This is a genomic window from Paenibacillus sp. FSL M7-1414 (assembly GCF_038003195.1).
Classification (GTDB): Bacteria; Bacillota; Bacilli; order Paenibacillales; family Paenibacillaceae; genus Paenibacillus; species Paenibacillus amylolyticus.
The window spans coordinates 6,617,928-6,638,983 of the sequence record NZ_JBBOOS010000001.1 but is presented as its reverse complement, the minus strand read 5'-3'; the positions used below and the strand labels follow the sequence as shown (position 1 = coordinate 6,638,983).

At 45.0% G+C, this 21,056-nt stretch carries 17 protein-coding genes; 10 read left to right on the top strand and 7 right to left on the bottom strand.

Going from position 1 to position 21,056, the window contains the following annotated elements:
• Positions 1 to 9: 9 nt before the first annotated feature.
• The 4 genes from MHH92_RS28965 to MHH92_RS28950 all read left to right on the top strand — a co-directional run bounded on the left by MHH92_RS28965 (position 10) and on the right by MHH92_RS28950 (position 5,196).
• Positions 10 to 639 carry a PepSY domain-containing protein gene (locus tag MHH92_RS28965; protein WP_180361726.1) on the top strand — a complete coding sequence of 210 codons (630 nt, stop codon included), beginning with the start codon at positions 10 to 12 and terminating at the stop codon, positions 637 to 639.
• Between the two features lie 361 nt (positions 640 to 1,000).
• Complete coding sequence (locus MHH92_RS28960) at positions 1,001 to 2,509, top strand: RICIN domain-containing protein (RefSeq protein WP_340907442.1); 1,509 nt, start codon at positions 1,001 to 1,003, stop codon at positions 2,507 to 2,509.
• A 232-nt stretch (positions 2,510 to 2,741) separates the two neighbouring features.
• On the top strand, positions 2,742 to 3,527 hold the full coding sequence (locus MHH92_RS28955; RefSeq protein WP_036606587.1) for an ABC transporter ATP-binding protein: 786 nt from the start codon (positions 2,742 to 2,744) through the stop codon (positions 3,525 to 3,527).
• A gap of 1 nt (position 3,528) precedes the next feature.
• A complete protein-coding gene (locus tag MHH92_RS28950; protein WP_340907441.1) occupies positions 3,529 to 5,196 on the top strand; it encodes a hypothetical protein in 1,668 nt (555 codons plus the stop codon).
• A 369-nt stretch (positions 5,197 to 5,565) separates the two neighbouring features.
• On the opposite strand, the gene MHH92_RS28945 is transcribed toward MHH92_RS28950, so the two are convergent.
• Complete coding sequence (locus tag MHH92_RS28945; RefSeq protein WP_340907440.1) at positions 5,566 to 6,780, bottom strand: Leu/Phe/Val dehydrogenase; 1,215 nt, start codon at positions 6,778 to 6,780, stop codon at positions 5,566 to 5,568.
• 346 nt (positions 6,781 to 7,126) lie between these two features.
• On the opposite strand from MHH92_RS28945, the gene MHH92_RS28940 reads away from it, so the two are divergent.
• Positions 7,127 to 7,642, top strand: coding sequence for a DUF2179 domain-containing protein (locus tag MHH92_RS28940; protein WP_253504113.1), 516 nt, complete (start codon positions 7,127 to 7,129; stop codon positions 7,640 to 7,642).
• Between the two features lie 284 nt (positions 7,643 to 7,926).
• Here the strand turns inward: MHH92_RS28940 and MHH92_RS30670 are convergent, their stop codons facing one another.
• Positions 7,927 to 8,190: a Fic family protein gene (locus MHH92_RS30670; RefSeq protein ID WP_354437621.1), complete on the bottom strand. Its 264-nt coding sequence runs from the start codon at positions 8,188 to 8,190 to the stop codon at positions 7,927 to 7,929.
• A 57-nt stretch (positions 8,191 to 8,247) separates the two neighbouring features.
• Here MHH92_RS30670 and MHH92_RS28935 point away from each other — a divergent pair, with 57 nt between their 5' ends.
• The gene (locus tag MHH92_RS28935) at positions 8,248 to 9,432 is read left to right on the top strand and encodes an acyltransferase family protein (protein WP_253504109.1); all 1,185 of its coding nucleotides are present in this window, start codon (positions 8,248 to 8,250) and stop codon (positions 9,430 to 9,432) included.
• A 366-nt stretch (positions 9,433 to 9,798) separates the two neighbouring features.
• Positions 9,799 to 10,266: a hypothetical protein gene (locus MHH92_RS28930; RefSeq protein ID WP_340907438.1), complete on the top strand. Its 468-nt coding sequence runs from the start codon at positions 9,799 to 9,801 to the stop codon at positions 10,264 to 10,266.
• Positions 10,267 to 10,777: 511 nt separating this feature from the next.
• Here MHH92_RS28930 and MHH92_RS28925 read toward each other — a convergent pair.
• On the bottom strand, positions 10,778 to 11,242 hold the full coding sequence (locus tag MHH92_RS28925) for a hypothetical protein (protein WP_253504103.1): 465 nt from the start codon (positions 11,240 to 11,242) through the stop codon (positions 10,778 to 10,780).
• 571 nt (positions 11,243 to 11,813) lie between these two features.
• The gene (locus MHH92_RS28920; protein WP_253504100.1) at positions 11,814 to 11,966 is read right to left on the bottom strand and encodes a hypothetical protein; all 153 of its coding nucleotides are present in this window, start codon (positions 11,964 to 11,966) and stop codon (positions 11,814 to 11,816) included.
• Positions 11,967 to 13,089: 1,123 nt separating this feature from the next.
• On the opposite strand from MHH92_RS28920, the gene MHH92_RS28915 reads away from it, so the two are divergent.
• On the top strand, positions 13,090 to 14,517 hold the full coding sequence (locus MHH92_RS28915) for a pectate lyase family protein (protein WP_307415667.1): 1,428 nt from the start codon (positions 13,090 to 13,092) through the stop codon (positions 14,515 to 14,517).
• A 325-nt stretch (positions 14,518 to 14,842) separates the two neighbouring features.
• Positions 14,843 to 15,520 carry a hypothetical protein gene (locus MHH92_RS28910; protein ID WP_340907435.1) on the top strand — a complete coding sequence of 226 codons (678 nt, stop codon included), beginning with the start codon at positions 14,843 to 14,845 and terminating at the stop codon, positions 15,518 to 15,520.
• 75 nt (positions 15,521 to 15,595) lie between these two features.
• Here the strand turns inward: MHH92_RS28910 and MHH92_RS28905 are convergent, their stop codons facing one another.
• From MHH92_RS28905 to MHH92_RS28895, 3 genes are all read right to left on the bottom strand, one after another.
• The gene (locus tag MHH92_RS28905; RefSeq protein ID WP_340907434.1) at positions 15,596 to 16,672 is read right to left on the bottom strand and encodes a substrate-binding domain-containing protein; all 1,077 of its coding nucleotides are present in this window, start codon (positions 16,670 to 16,672) and stop codon (positions 15,596 to 15,598) included.
• Between the two features lie 138 nt (positions 16,673 to 16,810).
• Positions 16,811 to 17,995 carry a glycoside hydrolase family 130 protein gene (locus tag MHH92_RS28900; protein WP_340907433.1) on the bottom strand — a complete coding sequence of 395 codons (1,185 nt, stop codon included), beginning with the start codon at positions 17,993 to 17,995 and terminating at the stop codon, positions 16,811 to 16,813.
• On the bottom strand, positions 17,992 to 19,182 hold the full coding sequence (locus MHH92_RS28895) for an AGE family epimerase/isomerase (RefSeq protein ID WP_340907432.1): 1,191 nt from the start codon (positions 19,180 to 19,182) through the stop codon (positions 17,992 to 17,994). Before MHH92_RS28895 ends, MHH92_RS28900 begins: the two co-directional genes overlap by 4 nt.
• 451 nt (positions 19,183 to 19,633) lie before the next feature.
• On the opposite strand from MHH92_RS28895, the gene MHH92_RS28890 reads away from it, so the two are divergent.
• On the top strand, positions 19,634 to 20,947 hold the full coding sequence (locus MHH92_RS28890; RefSeq protein ID WP_100528225.1) for an ABC transporter substrate-binding protein: 1,314 nt from the start codon (positions 19,634 to 19,636) through the stop codon (positions 20,945 to 20,947).
• Positions 20,948 to 21,056: the final 109 nt, after the last annotated feature.

The following is a 21,056-nucleotide window of genomic DNA, read 5'->3' as shown; positions in this document are numbered from 1 at the left end:
TGAATGATGATGATGAACAAACATAAACTTTGGATTGGTAGCTTGTCAGCAGCAGTATTACTTGGTGGATCGGCCGTAGCGGCTAGCGGGAATGTGAACGGACAATCGGTGCAAACTACACCAACGTCAACAACACAATCTGCAACACAGAATCAGAACAGCACAGGTAAAATGCTGAATGCATCCCAAGCGAAAGCGTTGGCGTTAAAAGCAGCCGATGGTAAAGTGGATGACGTGGATCTGGAGCGTAGAAACGGCCAAACGTTCTATGAAGTTGAGATCGACAGAAAAGGAACCAATGATGTTGTTGTTCGTCTGGATGCTTATACAGGCAAAATCCTTGCGGTCGTGAATGATGATGACTACGATGATGACGACGATTATAAAGGTACTGTAACAGGCAACACATCTAATAACTCTGCTTCCAAGCAGGTCAAATTGACGGCATCCCAAGCTTCAAACATTGCGTTGAAACAAGTTACGGGTGGTAAAGTAACCAAAGTCGAGCTGGATCATGATGATGGTCGCTATGTGTATGAGATCGAACTGAGAACTGCTCAAGGTGAAGCAGATGTAGATATTGATGCCAACACAGGTAAAGTGTTATCGTTTGACCAGGATTTTGACGACCAAGATTAAGCAATAAGGGCGAGTATACGCCGATAAAACATCATATAAAAAACCTGCCTATGAACAGCCGCACACAGCTAGAGATCGTTACATCATGGAGGGGCGGGGCAGGTATAGCAGAGGACGCTTCGGGGGAAGCGTCTTTTTGCTGTTTATGGAGAGAGCGGAGTATAAAATTGTACATCTTCCGCCGGATTGTTCACTATTCGAGCAGGGACGTGGCGGATACAATCGGAATCAGGGAGGTGAACGCCCAGCCAGTATTGCCAGGAATTCTAATGCTGAAATGCATCATCGATCGGAGGCAGATGAGACATATCGATTTTATTTTATGTGAGCGCTTCAAAAAAACATGGAGGTGCATTACGATATGGCTATGAACGATGGATGGTTGAAAAAGAATACATATTCACGTCGCTTTACCCGCCGCTTAAGTTATTTGCTTGTGTTGGTTTTGGCGCTGCAATCAATAGGTATGCTGCTCGCACCCGGACCGAATGCTTCAGCTGCTCCGCTCAGTGTAACGAACGGGGTACAGTTCAAGGATACTAATGGCAATGTCGTTCATGCTCATGGGGGCGGGATGATCAAGGCAAATGGGTATTATTACTGGTTTGGAGAGAATCGTAATACGAATGGAACGTTCAAGGCAGTGTCCGTGTATCGTTCATCGGATCTGAAGAACTGGGAGTATCGTAATGATGTGCTGACCAGCAGCTCGGCAGCCGAGCTAAATATCTCTAACATTGAACGCCCAAAGGTCATCTACAACAGTGCTACCGGCAAATATGTGCTGTGGATGCACAAGGAGAATGGTCTGGATTATGGCGAGGCCCGAGTGGCGGTAGCTACTTCGAATACGGTGGATGGCAATTACACATATGTGGGCAGTTATCGTCCACTTGGGTATGATTCCAGAGACATGACGGTATACAACGATAACGGAACCGCTTATCTGATCTCTGCGACCCGAGTGAATGCTGATCTGAATATATATAAGCTGACCCCGGATTTTCTGGGTGTGGAATCCCTAGTCACAACGCTGTGGCCTGGACAATATCGTGAAGCACCAGCCCTATTCAAAAAAGACGGCGTCTACTTCCTGATCACCTCGGGTGCGACCGGCTGGAATCCAAATCAGGCCAAATATGCGACAGCCTCCAGTATTACAGGCACATGGAGCGGCCTAAGCAATTTTGGAGACAGCACAACGTATGGTTCTCAATCCACCTATGTTGTTCCAGTAGAAGGTTCACAGACCACATCCTATCTCTACATGGGTGATCGCTGGGCTGGTGCATGGAGCGGACCGGTGCAGGATTCCAAGTATGTCTGGCTGCCACTTTCATTCCCGAGTGCAACCAGTCTGGCGATGAACTGGGCCAGCAGTATTACGATTGATACAGCAACAGGGACTGTGACCGGAGTGAGTACACCGGATGTCTGGGACCCGAATGCTTCATATCACCTGATTAGCCGTAAGAGTAACAAATTGCTAAATGTCATTGGGGGTTCTTCCGCCAACGGTGCGGATCTGGAGCAGCGAGCAGATGGGGGGATGACAAGTCAACAGTGGCAGATTACCGATGCGGGTGGCGGTTATGTCAAAATCATCAACCGTTCCAGTGGCAAGCTAATTGGTGTGGAGAATGGTGCCACGACCGATGGGGCTGTCATTGAACAGTGGAATGATGGCGGTTGGGCCAGCCAACAGTGGCAGCTTGTCCATGTAGGTGGTGGTTATTATAAACTGAAGAACCGCAGTACAGGCAAGGTCTTGGACATCTCCAGTCAATCCCTGGCAGATGGGGCTGCGGCCATCCAGTGGACGGATAATGGCGGCACGAATCAACATTTTCAGATTGTTAAGGTGCAGTAAGACTTTTAGATATTAGAAAATAAGATTCAACATAAAGTGGAAGCCCTTGTCTCTTACCATAAGGTGGGATAGGGGCTTTGTGATGTATTCACGCATGTTACGTGATGCTTTTACTCGAAGGGGATATCCAGTTGATGGCTGATATCGTGACCTATTCCGGTCATTACCATCCCAATCTGTGGTAAACTAGTAGAATTGTAGAAAAAGATAGAGACAGGAGCTGGATAACGAAGTGAGTGAACAACAAGTGCTATCAATTGAAAGCTTGCGTATGAGATACAACGGACGTTATGTGCTGAACGGCATCGATCTGGAAGTGAATCGCGGTGAGATGATTGGATATATTGGTCCAAACGGGGCTGGCAAAAGTACGACGGTTAAGATTTTACTCGGGCTGGTTGAAGGATATGTAGGCACGGTGCGAATCTTTGGTAAAGATATTGCGGATGGCGATGTAGAGTATAAACGCAGAATCGGCTATGTTCCGGAGGTGGCGGAATTGTACGAACAATTAACGCCTGCGGAGTATCTGACTTTTACGGGAGAGTTATACGGTATGTCCTATGAGGATGCGGATTACAAAGCAAAGCTATTGATGGATTGTTTTGGAATGGAAAAATCATATCATTCCCGCATTGCATCCTTTTCCAAAGGTATGCGTCAAAAAGTGCTGTTGATCTCTGCGCTGCTGCATGACCCGGATCTGTTGTTTCTGGATGAACCGCTCAGCGGATTGGATGCCAATAGTGTGATGGTGGTCAAAGAGATTTTGTCACAATTGTCAGCCAAAGGCACAACGATCTTCTATTCGTCACACATCATGGATGTGGTGGAGAAGATCAGCAGTCGAATTGTACTGATCGCTGAAGGACGCGTAGTGGCAGACGGTACGTTCAAGCAGCTCCAACAGCAATCCATGGAAGGCACGCTGGAGGAAGTATTCAATCAATTGACAGGCTTCAATGAACATAAAGCCATTGCGGAGCGTTTTGTATCCATTGTGCAGGAGGTGTACTGATATGGAGGAATCCTCCGACTTCCGCACACTCAAGATTCTGGATCGCTTTCGTCCGCTCATCGCCAGAACAGGGGCGGATTATGATGTACTGCGCCTGATCTTGCGAGTGAAGTTCCAGATGGATCAACGCAGAGTACCTACTATTTTATCCAACAATTCAGGAAAAAAGGAGCGCAAGGAAGGTAATCAGTTTCTTCGATCTTTATGGTTGTATGGATTAATGGGACTGATGATGGTTCCCTTCATCGTCTGGGATACGGGGCATTTCATGCTTCAGATGGGCCTTGTGTTTGGCATATTAATGTTTATGATCATGACGTCCATGATCTCGGATTTTTCCTCCGTGCTGCTGGACATTCGGGATCGTAATATTATTATGACCAAGCCCGTTAATGGACGAACGGTGGGGATGGCCCGAGCCATCCATGCGGGCGTATACCTGCTATTACTGACAGGTTCATTAACCGGTATACCGCTAATTGCTGCGTTGGTAACGCATGGGATCGGATTCTTTCTGATCTTCCTTGTGGAACTGATTCTGATCAATATGCTGATTCTGGTGACAACGTCTCTGATCTATCTGTTCATGATGAAGTTTCTGGATGGTGAGAAGCTGAAGGATATGATCAATATGGTGCAAATTCTGCTTTCCGTGGGGATTGCGATCGGTTATCAGCTGGTCATTCGTTCGTTCAGCATTATTGACTTTGGTATGGTATTTACCCCGGCTTGGTGGCAGTTGCTGTTACCTCCATTATGGTATGCGGCTGCATATGAATGGATATTTGCAGGGGGCGGGAATGTGTGGATCTATACGTTCACAGCACTGGCAGTCTTGGTTCCTGTGGTGAGTATGATCGTATATGTGAAGCTTATGCCTTCCTTTGAATTGTATTTGGAAAAAATGGCACATTCGGGCCAGTCCACCGGACGCAGACGTGGAAGATGGGATCGGTTGATCTCCAAGGTGGTCAGTCGTTCGAGAGAAGAGCAGGCTTGCTTCCGTCTGTCAGCCAGCATGATGCGTAATGAACGGGAATTCAAGCTGAAGGTGTATCCATCGCTTGGTTTATCATTTGTTTTACCTTATATATTTTGGTTTACTGAATTGCAATCTTCTAGTTGGGCGGAGTTTAGACAAAGTTCGTTTGTATACACCTTTTACATCGTGCTGATGTTGGTTGTAACGGTGGTGGTCATGCTGAAATTTTCAGGACAATACAAGGCGTTCTGGACCTTTCGCGCTGCACCGATGGCGAATGATAGCGCGTTGTATAAAGGCGCTCTGAAGGCTTTCTTGTGCAACATGTTTCTGCCTATATTTCTGGCAAATGCCATTCTGTTCACCTGGACATTTGGATTACGGATACTGCCGGATATTGCAATTATTATGCTTACAGCTACGGCGCTTGTCCCACTGGCAGGCAAGTTGTTGCTGCGTAAGCCACCGTTCTCCCAATCCTTCAGTATGGCGCAGCAAAGTGATGGCTGGTATGTATTCGCCGCCCTCCCTGTGCTTGCCATGTTATGGGGAGTCCATGTCTTTTTCCGCTCGGTATCAGGGGGCGTATGGATCTATGGTGCGCTACTGATCGTAGCGAATGTGTTGCTGTGGACGCTGCTGTTTCGAGAGAAGAAGACAGCGAAGAAGAGGCCGGTTGCAGTTTGAGAATAGAGTAGTAGAGTAAGAGCGTAAGAGCGCTAAACGATAAGAGAGGGTAAAAGAGCTAACCTAGACGCTGATGTCGAGGTTAGCTCTTTTTGATAGGCGATACTACCCCAAAGAAACCTTTGCCCGCAGCGCTAACGAACCTGAGACAACCTATTCAGGGTGAAAATCTGAAATATAAATTCTAACGAACCTCAGGAACGCTATCCTTCGGAAAAGTAGCTATTTAGCTTGAAAAAGAACCAAACTAGGCACAATAACGTGCCTAAGATTCGTTAGATATTAGATTCATGCTAAAAGGACCAAATAGCGTGTATCAGGTTCGTTAGAATGAAGTAAAGCAATGGAGGTTCCCCGGGAGGAGGCACCCTATCTTGTATGGCCTGAGCGGAGGATGGATTCCGCTAGCCGATCGGCTGCATCGGCTGTGGAGATCGCAGATTGCGTAGCTTCTGCGTATACCTTGCTCAGCGTGCCTGCAATCCCCGCCACCTTTTGGCGGATCAGGTCAGGCCCGGCGCCTTCCAGCTCGTAGGCGGTGGAGATGATCCCGCCTGCGTTGAGCACATAATCAGGCGCGTACAGGATGCCGCGCGCCTGCATGCGGCCTGCAACCAGCTGTCGTTCACTCAGCTGGTTGTTGGCCGCCCCGGCAACGATGGAGCAGCGCAGCTCCTCCACCGTTGCCGGGGTAAGTACGCCCCCTAGGGCACAGGGGGCGAAGACCTTGCAGCCAGCGGCGTGAATATGGGCCGGATCGGCCGAGATGGCGCCGCTGAACTGCACAAGGGCACGTTGTACACGCTCCGGTACAACGTCTGCCACAATGAGCCGTGCCCCGGCTGCATGCAGGTAACGGCACAGGGCATACCCGACCTTGCCCAGTCCCTGGACGGCAACGGGAATGCCCTGCAAAGATGCAATGCCTTGCTGGCGCAGCGAGGTCACAATGCCGATGTGTACGCCGTAGGCGGTCATCTCGGCAGTGAAGTCATCCTGCGCCCCAAGTGAACCGGTGGTGTCCGTCACATGTGCGGTCTCCAGTCGGATCTGGTCCATGTCTGTCGCCGTAGTACCCAGATCAAGACCAGTCACGTACCGCCCGTTCAGCCGCTCCAGACAACGACCCAGTGCGCGAAAGCGCTGCGCACGCTTGGATACGTCCGTATCCAGACTTTTATCTTGTGGATGTGTCATCTCATCAGCGGCGACTTTCCGTTCAGCGGCAGCGCCCTTTTGCTGCTCTACCCCTAGATCTCCAGCGACCTGCTCAACACTTTGAGATCCGCAACCATCCTCATCCGGTTTTGCATTCTTCGCAAAAGGTACATCCCATATGACCACTTTCCCGCCACCATACGGCAGTCCGGAGATTGCATTTTTGTACGTCATGCCTTTGGCAAGTTTCACAGCATCCCGAACAGCTTCTTCCTCGGACGCATACGTCCAGTAGCGACATCCGCCGAGCGCAGGTCCAAGGACCGTGTTATGAATGGCAATGACCGCCCTCAATCCACTATCTGCATCATGGCAAAAAATGAGTTCCTCCATGCCTTCTCGCTCCATCTCCTGCCATAGCTGCATGACGGTACCCCCTTTTTGTTTTGACCCATCCATCCTGGTTTTGACCTAATATCCTGTGCCAGCGTGCTTGGCTTTATGATGATACAGCATATTCACAGGTACCGATTTTCGACCCTGGGACCTCCGCCGGGTTGATAATCGGTACAAACGGTTCTATAATGGCAGTTCCGGCATGCCAGAGAGCAGAAAATGCCTACGGATTTACATCCAACCGTTTAGAATGAGGGTATAACGTCCAATGATGGAGATAGAGCGAACATACAGGAAGCATAGATGATACGAAATCGTCGAGTATATGCAGCAAAGGGCCAATTCCGTTGTGAAGGCCAGGAAAGAGGGATTGTGATTGTTTAAAATATTGGTATTTATCTTTTTGATCCAGATTGTGTACGTATCCGCTTATACACTCCGGATGATTCTGACACTCAAAGGACAGAAATATATCGCCGCGCTGATCAGCATGGGTGAGATTGTGATCTATGTACTCGGTCTGAATCTGGTGCTCAAATATCTGACCCAGCCTTCTGCCTTGATCGTCTACGCGGTAGGTTATGGACTCGGTGTATTACTCGGGGCCTGGATCGAAGAGAAGATTGCCCTCGGTTACGTTACCGTTAAAGTCATCTGTAACCAGCTGGGAAGCAACGTTGCGAATGCCCTGCGGGACAAAGGGTACGGCGTTACGGCCTGGGTGGGTAGTGGACGTGATGGAGATCGACTCGTGATGGAGATTCTGGCAAAACGTAAAAACCAGAAATTGCTCTACCAGACGATTCTCGATCTGGACCCCAAAGCATTTGTTATTACCGTGGAGCCCAAACAGTTCCATGGCGGCTTCTGGACACGTTCCATCAAAAGGTAAAATAGAGCAGGTCTGCATCATTGCAGTCCTGCTCTTTCAGTTGGGTATAGAAGTGGAGGAGTCACTCTTCAAAATATCTCTGGCTAATATGATAATAGGCTGGCCGCTCACCTCTTTTTTCAATAAGAGATAGGTCTAGAAGTTCTTTCATTTTTTTCTTCAATTCCCCGTTCATTTGATTCAGTGTATTGAGGATAATTTCCAGAAAGCACCCGATGAAAAAATTCAGTTCTCCACAGCTTCGAATGCTGTTTGTTATTTCAAAAGCCTCAAGGTATTTGGTTCTAAAGGTGTTGCACCCTCTTGATAGCGAAAGTGTACATATTTTCCCCAGAACATCTGTTAGATATTAAACTGCTAATGAAGCGCGAGGATCTTCCATTGCCATCATAAAACGGGTGTACATAGCCATAAAAATAATGACTGATGGCTACTCTGATCATTAGAGGAATATCCTCATGATTATTCATGAAATTCAATAATTTCCCGATCGCAACGACAATGTCTTTTTCGGGCCTTTTGGAAACCTCTCTAGAATTAATCAGCACATTCGTGCAGTATCACATGTTATAATAGGCCTAATTAATGGAAAAAGAGAGGTAAAAATGAATAAAGAGAAATTTGGGAAAAAGCTATTCTATTTGGATGGCCTTAGGGGTCTCGCTGCATTTGCCGTGGTAATTTCGCACTACATACAAGTATTTTATCCAGCTGCATTAAGTGGAAGAGCGGAACAAGCTCATTTTGCATGGGATACTTGGTACGGAATTTCTCCAATTAATTTATTTTATAATGGACAATTTGCCGTTTGTTTGTTTTTTGTTCTAAGTGGTTACGTGCTCAGTGTCAAAATGTATGAAGAAGCGCTCGATAGTGAGACTTTTCTGAAATTGTTACGTTCCAGCGCACTGCGAAGGTACATTCGGCTTGCAGTGCCAGCAGCGATGTCCGTATTGCTTGTGTATCTAGCAATTAGTACGAATGCCTTTCATCTCCAAGATATATGGGATACAACATGGACTGATATGAAAAAAAACTACTACGCATTAGATACTAATATATATACCGTTATCAAAGCTGCTATATATGATCCGTTTTTCCGTTTTGAAGCACATCCTTATAATCCAGTCCTTTGGACAATGAGCTATGAGCTATTAGGATCTTTTCTGATTTTCGGTTTTCTTTCGTTATTTGGACGAGTTAAAAAAAGATGGATTGTATATGTGGTCTTATCCATTGCTCTTATTCAAACCTATTTTGTCGCATTTTTATGGGGAATGCTGCTTGCCGATCTACTCAAGCACAAGTGGGTCCAAAGTAAAATATTGAAAGTACTTGTGCTTTTAATGGGGGTTTACCTAGGCTCGGCGCCCTATACTTCATTATTGGGGACTATGTACGCTCCTATAGAAGTGTTAATTGAAAACATTAATGAATGGGGTCAAATTGACATCGACCCACGACTTCTTGCCCGAACCCTAGGTTCTGCTTTAATATTGTTTGCTCTGCTTCGTTCAAAAGTATTGCAGCATGTGTTTGGATGGAAACCTTTTGTTTATTTAGGACAGATTTCATTTTCTCTTTATCTCATTCACTTCACTTTCCTAAATACATTCTCTGCGTTCCTGTTTAGTAAAGTAATTCATTATATCAGTTACAATTTAGCCTATGCGATTACATTTCTGGTTTCCATGGTTCCCTTATTTATTTTTTCGCATTATTATATGAAATATATCGATCAAGGCGCATTAAAATTAGCTCGAAAAGTTGAAAAAAAGATGACCATATAACACAAAAACATAGAGTCGGAACTAACGATTCTGTTTTTTTTGCAATCTATAGATTCTTTTTGTGAAAATCAAAAGTTTTTATTCTTTATAAAGAGAGAGCCATTTTTAGAATTTCAGGGCGGAGAAACTTAAACAATTGACTCATTAAACGTGAACTTATTGATAGAATACTTGCCAAAGAATAAAATTTACTTTTTTGGGATAAATTTAATAAAAACAGATAATGAAATTAGATCTTGATACCTAAGATGTTTGTCTAAATATGTCGTATTATTGGTTATTTGGTAGAATTTATATTTTTATGTTATAGTATTGATGTATTGAGAAACACACACATATATATAGAATTGAAAGGAAGTTAAGTTAATGACAAACAAATTCATGCAGATTATTGGTTCTAGTGTATTATCTATTTCTCTTATTACTGGAGTTGCTGGTGCGGCTTCAGCAAATGTAAATACAGTATCTGAAGTAGGGACTGAGGATAATATATTTACTCCGTATGCAGTCCAAAAAAATACGCTGAATTGGGATTTAACCAAAAACACCACTGCTGACCCTTCTAAACCATGGACAATAGATATTGGATATCCACATATTAATCTGTATGCTAAAAATACAGGGTCAAAATCTTTTAGAGTTGAAGTAAAGCATAATACTAAGGGTACAATTATCTTTAATAAAACCGTCGCTGCAGATGGAAAAGGAGTAAATTTCATAAACAACGATGCTAATCCGCTTGTTCCTTCAGGTACATACACAGTAACTATTTACGGTGGAACTGCTGTGCCAAAAGGAACAGTTGTACTAAAAGCTTCTGACACTCCATGGTAAGTGTTATAATCTCACAAGAGGGCTGACCCAAAAGTCATAAATAATGACGGAGGGCCAACCCTCTTTTCATTTCTGTAATGATAGATTTTTAAGTAAAGCATCACAGTTTATTTTTGAGAAAGATTCGTGAGCGATTCTGTGCAATTGTTTAGATATAAATACAGATAGTTGAAAATGCGGACATTCAGACTAGTGCGTGCGAGAGAGAGAATTTCTCGATCCAAGATAATGGTAGAAACAAGTGAATAATCAAAATAAATACTTATTTAATTTACCAACACTCTAATGAGATTTTATCGTACAGATGGAACTGTCCATCCCGTTAGTTGAATAAAGGCAGTCTACCACAATGGTCGACTGCCTTCTTGCTTATATTGAACTGACGTTTCCTTCTAATTCAATTCCAGTTTTCCCGTTAGTTTGGACTAACTCTGTATACTGCTTCAGATGCTCAAAATGACGATATAAATCCTAATAGTTCTTCCTTTTCTATTGTTCATAAGAAGCATTTTTAATAAGGGACCTTTGATTGGGTAAGAAGAACTTGTCCTTTGGGTAATCCTGATCCACCATAAATAGTTACTGTGTATGCACCTGAAGGAACAAGCGGCATAAGATCATTATTTATGAACTCTACTGTTGCACCTGTTGCAATGTTTTCATCAAAAATAACCGTATTCTTACTATTGTGCTTTACTTCTACTCTAAAAGAGTGTGTTCCTGTATTTTTTACATTAAGTTTAATGTGTGGATATCCAATTGTCACAAAATAATCTTTCACAGGGTCCACTTGATGACCTGTTAAATCCCAATTTAGAGTTTGTGTTTCCTCAGATGTATTAGGACTGATTTCAATAATTTCATTTTCCTCTTCAAGTTTTAAATCAATATTATTTTCCCAAGCAATAGAAACTCCAATAATAAGTGATATAAACAATCCAATGATACCAATAATGACTAGAACTTTTCTTTTCATTCATTTAACATTCCTTTCAATATAATAAATTTCTTATAGAATTCCATCAGAATTAACCTGCTATATAAGTTGAACTAAAGATTTTACACTGAACACTCCGATGACAGAATAACCTTCCAAGCGCTGTTATCCCCAGATTTTTTGGATTCCCTTTTCTCATGGGGAAAATTCGGTGATAAAGGCGAACGTTTCGCTTTTCCAGGTTTTTTCTGTCCTCTCCGTTTCTGTGTAAATGAATAGTTCAATTTATATAGATATGACTCTATGATACACCTCTTTGCATACGATGTTCTATAACCTTTATAAACAAGAACACGCCTGTTGAATATCCTATTTATGTAAATCCATTATGGTGAAAAGGCGAACCTAAAAAATGGTTCAGTTGCATAACCATTCTCCATTCGATGGGCAATTGTTCCGTAGGGCACAACCGAAAAAACGAATAAATGAAAGCTCTACATGCTTGGGCACGGTCATTTTTGCCGACTCGAAGAGACTTTTGAGGATAACATAAGCGATTAAAGGGCCGTATAGCTGACCGTAAACGGCAGTTTCCGTTGTTCCAAATAAGTTAGGCAAATTCAAATTTTACTTGATCCAGCGGAAGAAAAACTTCAATTTGCCAGCGAGCTTTATACATTTGTGCAATTTGCTCGCTACGCACCTTGATCAGATCGGTAGCCAATCGAATTTCTCGACCCTCAAAATCATGAAAAATCACCACTCGATGACACTCCCGGCTACGATTTTTGGGTGTACCTAACTAGCATGAGATGTCCCAGATTACGCCTGAATCCCGCGAGGGATGTCTGTGCAGGGCAAGCGGTTGGTGCAAACAAACGTTTTCCCTGAGCTGTACCACATAAGATTGGTTGCTAGTTTTAAACCGATCCATCACCACCATAATGAAATTGGGATGTACTAACTGCTCTGAGATCGGCCCATCATGGAGCGATCCCAGCGTTTCTAGGACCTTTGGAGGCAAATGTTTACTTTCTCGTAAGGCATCATGGAGCTTGATACCTGCTTTTTACCGTGGTATGAGCCCAAGGTAGACGAGTTTCCCCTACGGTAATCGTTGTCGAATCTAACAAGAGTAGTTCTTTGGGAAAAGCAAGCTACCGACGAAAACGTCGATTTTTTTGAGCAACCAATTGGTGAAATAGCTCTTTGAATACCACAAAATGAACCTTGGCCGCTTTCGTGGAAATACGGGAATAGTGTGTCACTGATACTCCTGTTGATTGGCTTAAGTCGGCTCCGCTTCGATAATTTACCCACCCGTGTACAGTCGAAAGTGTCTAGAACCCAAGTAATCAATGAACTGAAAATTGGCGTGATTTATCCTGCTATTCGCATCTTTGACAGCCTGTGCAACTTTTTCGGCAGAGAGAAAGGAATGAAGAAACGAAAGAAATTAGGTAGGGTTTTTCATGGAATCGCCGCCTTTCGGAGTTTGTAGGGATACAAACATTTTACGGGAATGCGGTTCTTCCCTACCTTTTATTGGTTATTCAACATACGTGGTATAGAGCATATATAATCCTAGGATATTGCAAGTTTAGGTGAGCATTTCGCATACATTCCCAAAGCAACTTCAAATCAGCAAGATTTAATTCCGGTATACTTTCGCTTATCTTCTTTATTTTGCCACACCCAAGTTAAGTACATACGATTTCAGGTTGCTTACAGTACCATCCACGCAGCTACAGCCGTTCACCCCTAGACCTGAGATAGGGATTATTGTTGTAATCGCTTACAACATTTACATTGAGGACATGTCCTTCGTAACTTAGCATGGAGCGATGGGCGAATGTAATCATTATATATTGGGAGGAATGGAATTGATGAAAACTAAATTTCGAAGCTTATGCAGCACAGCCCTGGCTCTAACGTTGGGGTTAACTTTATTGTCCGGCCCGGCAAGTGTGCAGGCAGCGGGTAACGCAGACTACAATCTTACAGGCTTCTCCCAAGGGAACGCGGGCGGCGGCATCATTAGCGAATCAAACACAGCCACGTATAAGAAAGTGTATAATGCGACCGATCTGGCATTGGCGCTGAAAAAGAACTCCGGTGTCAAAGTTGTTGAGATCATGAACGATCTGAATCTGGGATGGAATGAAATTCCGAGCGCAGCGCAGACTTCTCCTTTTGCCAAGCATAATGATGCACTGACGCATCCCGTATTAAAACAGACCGGTGTTAGCAAGCTCACGATTGATGGTTTCAATGGACTCACGATTTTCTCCGCCAATGGTTCCAAGATCAAACACGCTGCGATCAGCGTGAAACGAAGCTCAAATGTCATCATCCGCAATCTGGAATTTGATGAGTTATGGGAATGGGATGAATCCACCAAAGGTGATTACGACAAGAACGATTGGGATTACATCACCCTGGAGGAGAACAGCAACGTATGGATTGATCACTGCACATTTAATAAAGCCTATGACGGACTCGTCGATTCGAAAAAAGGAACCAGCGGCGTGACCATCTCCTGGTCCCTCTTCAAAGGGGATGACGGCAGCTCGAACAGCTGGGTTACCCAGCAGATTAACGAATTGGAAGCAAACAAGGCTTCCTATCCCATGTATAACTACCTGCGCAGCAGTGCTGTAGGTCTCAGCAAAGCCGATATTATCGCCATCTCGGGACCACAAAAGAAAGGACATCTGGTCGGTTCGACCAGCCTGGAATCGGCTAATGCCAACCTGTCCATGACGCTGCACCATAATCTCTACAAAGATATTCAGGACCGGATGCCACGCCTGCGTGGAGGCAACGCACATGCATACAACATCGTGATGGATTCGACAGGGGCACGTGCCGCTAAAGCCAAAATTACAACGGCGATGGCAACAGCGATTGCGTCCAAAGGTTATAAGTTCGATATCATTGGCAATGGGGCAATCTCCACAGAGAGCGGAGCCGTATTAGTTGAGAAATCAGTCATCAAGGACGTGCTGTATCCTGTGCGCAACAATCAGACCGATCCGGCAGATCCAACCTATACCGGCAAAATCAGAGTGACCGATACCATGTATTCTTTGGATGGAAGCTCATTCCGTGGCAGCAGTGATACGTCTGGCAGTCCGCTGGCGCCAATCCCGGCCGTGGTGAAATCGTTCTCGTGGAACGGCTTCTCGACACTACCTTACAGCTATACCACGGATGATCCATCTACGTTGAATGCTCGCCTCACGGCTTCCAATGGCGCTGGTTCGGGTAAACTGACCTGGTCCAAGGACAATTGGTTGAAGACAAGTTATTGATATCAGAGTAACCTGTTGCTTTTACGTTCTTCAAATAAGGAAAAGAGTGCTCCTGCAGCTACGATAGCCGTGAGTGCTCTTTTTATATAATTTAGCTCCATAAACAGTTTGGTGGCCTATAGAAGAATGATTTCTTGTAAAAGTGGATCATCTCCAGCTACAGCATATGTTGGTCTCCCAGGTGATCGTTGTAAATCTTTATTTATCTTCATTACCTTTGTAAGTAACTTATGACAAATTAACCATTTATACAAGTACGCCTTGTAATTTTATTTACCGGTAAATATAATTTATTAGAATTGACCCATAAGGATGGTGAAGCAGCTTGGATGTATGGATATATTCCGCACTTACTCTTGTTTATTTGATACTTGTTGTTTGGATGGCCGTCGATTTAACCCAGAGGAAGCAATGGCTCGCGTATTCCAGTTTTCAGCTATTCGTAGCGTTCAGCTTGGCATATGACAATGGAATTATTGCTGTAGGTAATTTGATAGGGGATGGGGAAGTGTTAATGGTCCTCAGTAGCCTTCGATTTTGGCTACATGCCTTTGCTACCCCTACCCTTATTCTTGTTGGCTACCATATCTTGCGCAGCTCAGGTGCCAAGTTTGCCAATAGAAGTATAACGAGTGTGGTGGCATGGCTGATAACTTTAGGTTTGGTTATCTACCAGATTGTAGGTTTTACTTTATCCGAGGTTAAAAATCTCAAGGTTATAGAAGAGTATGGAGTACTGAGATATATGGCAGAAGCTCATGGAGGTCCGCCGATGATGGTGATCATCGTGGGGCTTGTTCTGTTATTTGTTAGCCTGGTCGTTCTTTTCAAACATAAATGGGTTTGGCTGTTTGTTGGAACTGCCTTGTTGTTTGTAGGGCAGTTAATCTCCCTGCCAGTGGAAACCGGTACTTTAACCAATGTGTATGAGCTGATCCTCATCCTCTCGATTTGGAGAACGACTACATTTTTGAAAAATTCAACAGATCATCGCTGTCGTTAAGCTCCAATGCATCAGAAAAGACTGGCCAGTAAGATAAAGGCCAGTCATCTGTGTTCGTTTATTTCATTTTTTAATTCAGATATCCATAGTATCTGATGAGGCAGACACAGCACTTACCGATTCACGATAGATGATGTTGCCTTTCACGTGTACACGGCCGAAACTGCGGTTTGGGTTGTCGACCTTTTTGAGCATGGACTGAACTGCCGTGCGTGCCATCTGTTCCACATCCACTTCAACAGTTGTGAGCTTGGGATCGGAGAGCATCGCATAGATATCATTATCAAAACCAACAACAGAGCATTGGCCAGGCACCTGAATATCCATGGAAGTCAGTTTCTGAACGAGCAGATGAGCGACCTGATCACAGTTGCATACAAAAGCGGTTGGCAGCTGTTCCGGCAGATCAATCTCAATAAACGTACCCCGTTCATCCCGATCATTCAGAACCATATCCGGATTCATCGGCAAGCGATGTTCCAGCAAGGATTTGTAGTACCCGAGGAATCGGTCCTGGATGCTGCTCGTGGAATACAGGTTCCCTACATAAGCAATGTTACGGTGACCCTGCTGAACCAGATAGTTCGTCAGCTCATAGGCAGCGTAAAAGTTATCGGTAACAACGGAATCGATGTCCGAATGTTCATCGTAGAAGTCGAGAAACATTTTGGGAACTTCCATCGATCGCACCAGTTCAATATACTCTTTGCTGATCTGTCCGAGCACGATGAAACCATCGACCTTGTTGTCACTGTACAGCTTGGGCAACGTTAATTCTTCCTCATCCTCCACATTCAGAATGTGCAGAATACCGTAGTAGCCCTGTTCCTCCAGATGTTTGGTGATGCGCTGGAACACGCGTACATAGAACGACTGCGTAGGCCCGGTAAAACGCTCCGGGATAATTACGCCAATATTATGGGTTAAGCCTTCCTTCATGGAACGGGCAGCAGCATTATACCGATAGCCCATTTCAACAGCAAGCACTTTAATTTTTTCCTTTAATTCGCCACTCACGCCATCTTTATCATTCAATGCTTTCGAGACGGTCACACTGCTGACCCCGAGCCTGTCGGCGATATCCCGCATGGTGATATTGTTCTTCAGTATGGTCGCCTCCTTCAAGCCGGTATAGGCACAATGTGCTGTCATTATGATGAGCGCTTTCTCCGCACATAATAACAATCCATATCAGTATACATCGTTACCAACTTGGAATAAAGCAATTCTGGCTGTTGTTCGCTATTTTCAGCATATTTCAGGCTTGCATGAGAGGACGCTCTACCGATGTTATGTCAATTGTTTCTGTAAAAGCTTCTCATTCTGTTCTATCAGCTGACCCCGCTGGCTGGCACAGTCCAAGGAACGATATGGATCAGCCGGTGTATTAAACGTATAATCAACTAGTTTTTCCAGCGTGGTTGTTGCCACATGACAGCGGGTATCACTGGAAGCGTAATAGATAAAGACTTCTTCCTGCTCATTGACCACAGCACCGTTGCAGAAAATAACATTGGACACATCGCCTACACGCTCGTCGTCATAAGGGGCAATGAAGTGGCCGCCCGGCTTGGCGATCATACGCGCCGGATCATTCAGATCCGTAGCGAAGGTGTATAACACGTAACGCAGGCCTGCTGCGGTGTTCCGAACTCCATGAGCAATGTGAATCCAGCCACGATCCGTCTTGAGCGGAGCAGGGCCTTGACCGTTTTTGACCTCATATACCGTATGATATTGCCGTTCGTCGATAATGGTCTCTTCATGAATGACCGGGTTCAAGATATCCTCACACACACCGAAGGCGATTCCGCCGCCGCTACCTGTTGAGATGAATCCGTCTTGTGGACGGGTGTAGAAGGCATACTTTCCATCCACGAATTCCGGGTGCAATACGACATTGCGCTGTTGAGGGGAATTCGTTGTGATGTTGGGCAACCGTTCCCAGCTTGTAAGATCCCGTGTACGAACCAGTCCTGCCTGTGCAACTGCGCTGGATGTATCAAATGCAGGAGCCTCCGGGTCTTTGCGTTCCGAGCAATAGATGCCATAGATCCAGCCATCCTCATGTTGAACAAGGCGCATATCATACTGATTGGTTTCATCCGCATCGATATCATTCCAGACCAATGGTTTACCCGTGAAACGGAACCCGTCAATTCCATTGTCACTCTCGGCGAGTGCAAAGATTGATTTGCGATCCAATCCTTCCGTACGGATGACCATGATGTATTTGCCATTGAAATAGATGGCTCCCGGATTCAGTGTTGCGTTAATGCCCAGGCGTTCCATGAAATGCGGGTTGGTCGTCTCATTCAGATCGAATCTCCAATGCAGTGGTACGTGATGGCGAGTGATTACCGGATATTGATACCGGTCATATACGCCGTTGTAGAAGGAAGAATTGATCTCATTAGGGCGAGTAAGCAGCTGCTCCTGTTTTTCCAGTAACTCCTTGTATTTCGGGTGTATCATTCTGATCCCATCCTCTCAATTAGTTCAATACAGAATCTGCTATTGTGATACGGGCATTTCCACGGTCCAGCAATCTCGCTCTGGTCCGGTGTTCCGTTTCCATCAACCGACCAGTACCATTCCCCACCAGCGCGCTGATCAATGATGTTTTCTTTTGTATAGGTCCACAAGCGTTCCACTCTCTCCAGAAACAGTGGATCACCTGTACGCTGATATGCATTATAGAAACCGACCATCGCCTCAGCTTGAACCCACCAAATTCGCTTCTCATCGATATGTTCACCTTCTTGTTCATTTAACAGGGAACCATCCGCATTCACGGCTACATTGGAGATGTTATAGGCAATATCCGTTACCATCGCCGCATACTCCGGATGTTGTTCCAGCCCTAGAACTTTCAGTGCTTCGTCGATCAGCCAGCTGGCTTCAATGTCATGTCCGAACGAGCGCAGGTCAATGATGGATTCCCAATGTTTGTTGAAAAATACCCCGAGAAACTTGGTGTCTTGGTCATACACCCGTTCATATAAAATCCCGAGCAGGCGTTCCAGCGCCGCCTTCACTTGTTGATCCGGCCACACGCGATAGAGCGTGGTGTAGGCCTCCAGCACATGGATATGCGTATTCATTGTGTAATCCGCAATCACCCCGTTTTCGCTCAGCATTTCATTAGGCTGTTCCCTCCATGTGCGATCAAATTGTTCCTTGTACGCAGGTAGTTCGGCATCCAAACCTTTATCCTCGATTAGAGCAAAAAGCGTTTTCGCAAGTTCCAATGCAGAAGCATCCCTGGTTGCACGATAGTACTCACTGAGTGAATACACGCCGAATGATTGCGTATACACATGTTTGCTCGTGTCCAGCGCTTCCCCTGTGTAATCTACCATCCAGTACATACCGCCATATTCGGTATCCACCACATGGTCAGCGAGAAAACGATAGGCGTGCTCCGCGTGATTGCGCCATCTTTCGTTTCCGGTTACCCGATAGGCTGCTGCAAAAGACCAAAGTTGCCGTGCCGTGGCGATCCCGCCTTTGGGCGCCTGTTGATTCACTTGAAGATCATTGCCAACCCAGCCGTAGAATCCACCGTGGGTTGTATCTTTAAGGTTGGACCAGAAGGGTAAAATCTGCTTTTCCCAATGCGCCTTAATTTCAGATTGAAGTTCGGTTGTTTTTGTATTCATAAGTGAGCGCTCCTTCAACGTGTTACATAAATCTTAATATATAAATTGAACTAAAGAATATTTACACTGGCCACTCCGATGACAGAATAACCTTCCGATCGCTGTTATCCCCAGATTTTTTTGATTCCCTTTTTCAAAGGTGAAATTCCGGTGATAGCGTATGCTTCCGATGTAGCTTTCTTTCAGAAAGCTTTTAGACGAACGCTCCGCTTCTTCAGGTTCTTTCTGTCCTCTACGTTTCGTGTAAATGTTTAATCAATATATATAGTTAAGTTAACGGTAACTTTATTAAATAATATTAGTGCTCTGAAAAACAGATGTCAACGAAATGCATCGCAAATTTTATTGTTAAGTTATAAATAATTTAATTGACAGGTAAGCGTTACCATAATAGAATTCATTTTGTAACCTTAACGATAACTTAATTAACTTAAGAGAGGGGTCGAAACAATTGAGAAAAAACAAAGGTTGGATGATGTTGCTGACGATGCTGCTCATCACTTCACTACTTGCTGCATGTTCATCCGGAGGTGGATCTTCGCAGGCAGGGGAGGAGATCAGTACAGATCCGGCAGATATCAAAGGTGAAATAACCGTTCTGACGCAACGGACAGATATTGTGGATACCGTGTTCAAAGACTATGCGGCAGAATTCAACAAGGAATACCCCGATGTAAAAGTAAACTTTCAGGCGCTGGCCGACTATGAAGGACAAGTGAAAATCCGTATGAGCACCAAGGATTATGGTGACGTACTGATGATCCCGACCAGTGTTCCGATCGCAGATATCCCGGACTTTTTCGAGCCGCTCGGCACGTACGATGAATTGAAAGACAAATACACCGCTATTGAAGAACGCATGGTGGATGGTCAGGTGTACGGTATTCCTACCGTAATTACGTTCTCCGGAATCATTTATAACAAACAGGTCTTCAAAGACGCAGGCATTATGGAAGTTCCCAAAACACCGGAGCAATTCCAGGCTGCGCTTCAACTGGTCAAAGACAATACAGATGCGGTTCCGCTCTACACCAACTATGCATCCGGCTGGGCTCTCACCCAATGGGAATCGGATCTGCCAACCGTTGCAGGCAGTGTGGATTACGTTAACGTGGACCAACCGAACACAGATGAGAATTTTGTGCCTGGTCAGCCGCACTATGAACTGTACAAAGTCCTCTATGATGCAGCCAAGAACGGTCTAATCGAGAAAGATCCAACAACAACCGACTGGGAAAGCTCCAAAGCTGATCTTGCCAAAGGCAAAATTGCCACAATGGCACTGGGCTCTTGGGCCATCACACAGATCCAAGGCATGACGGATACCCCGGACGACATTGGATTCTTACCTTTCCCAACCAATGCTAGTGAGGTTGTGGTTCCGCTCTCCGCCGACTATAACATCGGCATGAACGTAAACAGTGAGAACAAACCTGCTGCCAAAGCCTGGATTGACTGGTTCCTGGCGAAATCGAACTACGCAGTTGAACAGGGCGGCGGTATGGATGCAGACAAGAATGCTGAATTGCCACCGATTTTGGATCAATATAAAGATGTGAAATTCTCCACGCTTACACCTGCCAAAGAAGGTCAGGAAGGTCTGGTCGACAAGATTGATAACGAAGGCGAAATCGGCCTCTGGCAGCCTGACTTCAAGAAACGCATTATCGAAGCAGGTATTGGGAACCGCAAGGAATCGTATGACGACATCATGAAAGATCTGAACGACAAGTGGGTCAAAGCAAGAGCAGAACTCACGAAATAATTGGATTAACGTAAGTGGATCAGGTGATGAATGGACTGCGGGGATATAGGAATCCATATAAGAATGGAGCATGTGGTATTTGAAAGCAGGATGCCCATGCTCTTCCCCC

Coding starts and splice junctions, on each gene's coding strand:
- MHH92_RS28965 (WP_180361726.1), top strand. CDS start 10: ATGATGAACAAACATAAACTTTGGATTGGTAGCTTGTCAGCAGCAGTA.
- MHH92_RS28960 (WP_340907442.1), top strand. CDS start 1,001: ATGGCTATGAACGATGGATGGTTGAAAAAGAATACATATTCACGTCGC.
- MHH92_RS28950 (WP_340907441.1), top strand. CDS start 3,529: ATGGAGGAATCCTCCGACTTCCGCACACTCAAGATTCTGGATCGCTTT.
- MHH92_RS28945 (WP_340907440.1), bottom strand. CDS start 6,780: ATGCAGCTATGGCAGGAGATGGAGCGAGAAGGCATGGAGGAACTCATT.
- MHH92_RS28935 (WP_253504109.1), top strand. CDS start 8,248: ATGAATAAAGAGAAATTTGGGAAAAAGCTATTCTATTTGGATGGCCTT.
- MHH92_RS28930 (WP_340907438.1), top strand. CDS start 9,799: ATGACAAACAAATTCATGCAGATTATTGGTTCTAGTGTATTATCTATT.
- MHH92_RS28925 (WP_253504103.1), bottom strand. CDS start 11,242: ATGAAAAGAAAAGTTCTAGTCATTATTGGTATCATTGGATTGTTTATA.
- MHH92_RS28915 (WP_307415667.1), top strand. CDS start 13,090: ATGAAAACTAAATTTCGAAGCTTATGCAGCACAGCCCTGGCTCTAACG.
- MHH92_RS28905 (WP_340907434.1), bottom strand. CDS start 16,672: ATGACAGCACATTGTGCCTATACCGGCTTGAAGGAGGCGACCATACTG.
- MHH92_RS28900 (WP_340907433.1), bottom strand. CDS start 17,995: ATGATACACCCGAAATACAAGGAGTTACTGGAAAAACAGGAGCAGCTG.
- MHH92_RS28895 (WP_340907432.1), bottom strand. CDS start 19,182: ATGAATACAAAAACAACCGAACTTCAATCTGAAATTAAGGCGCATTGG.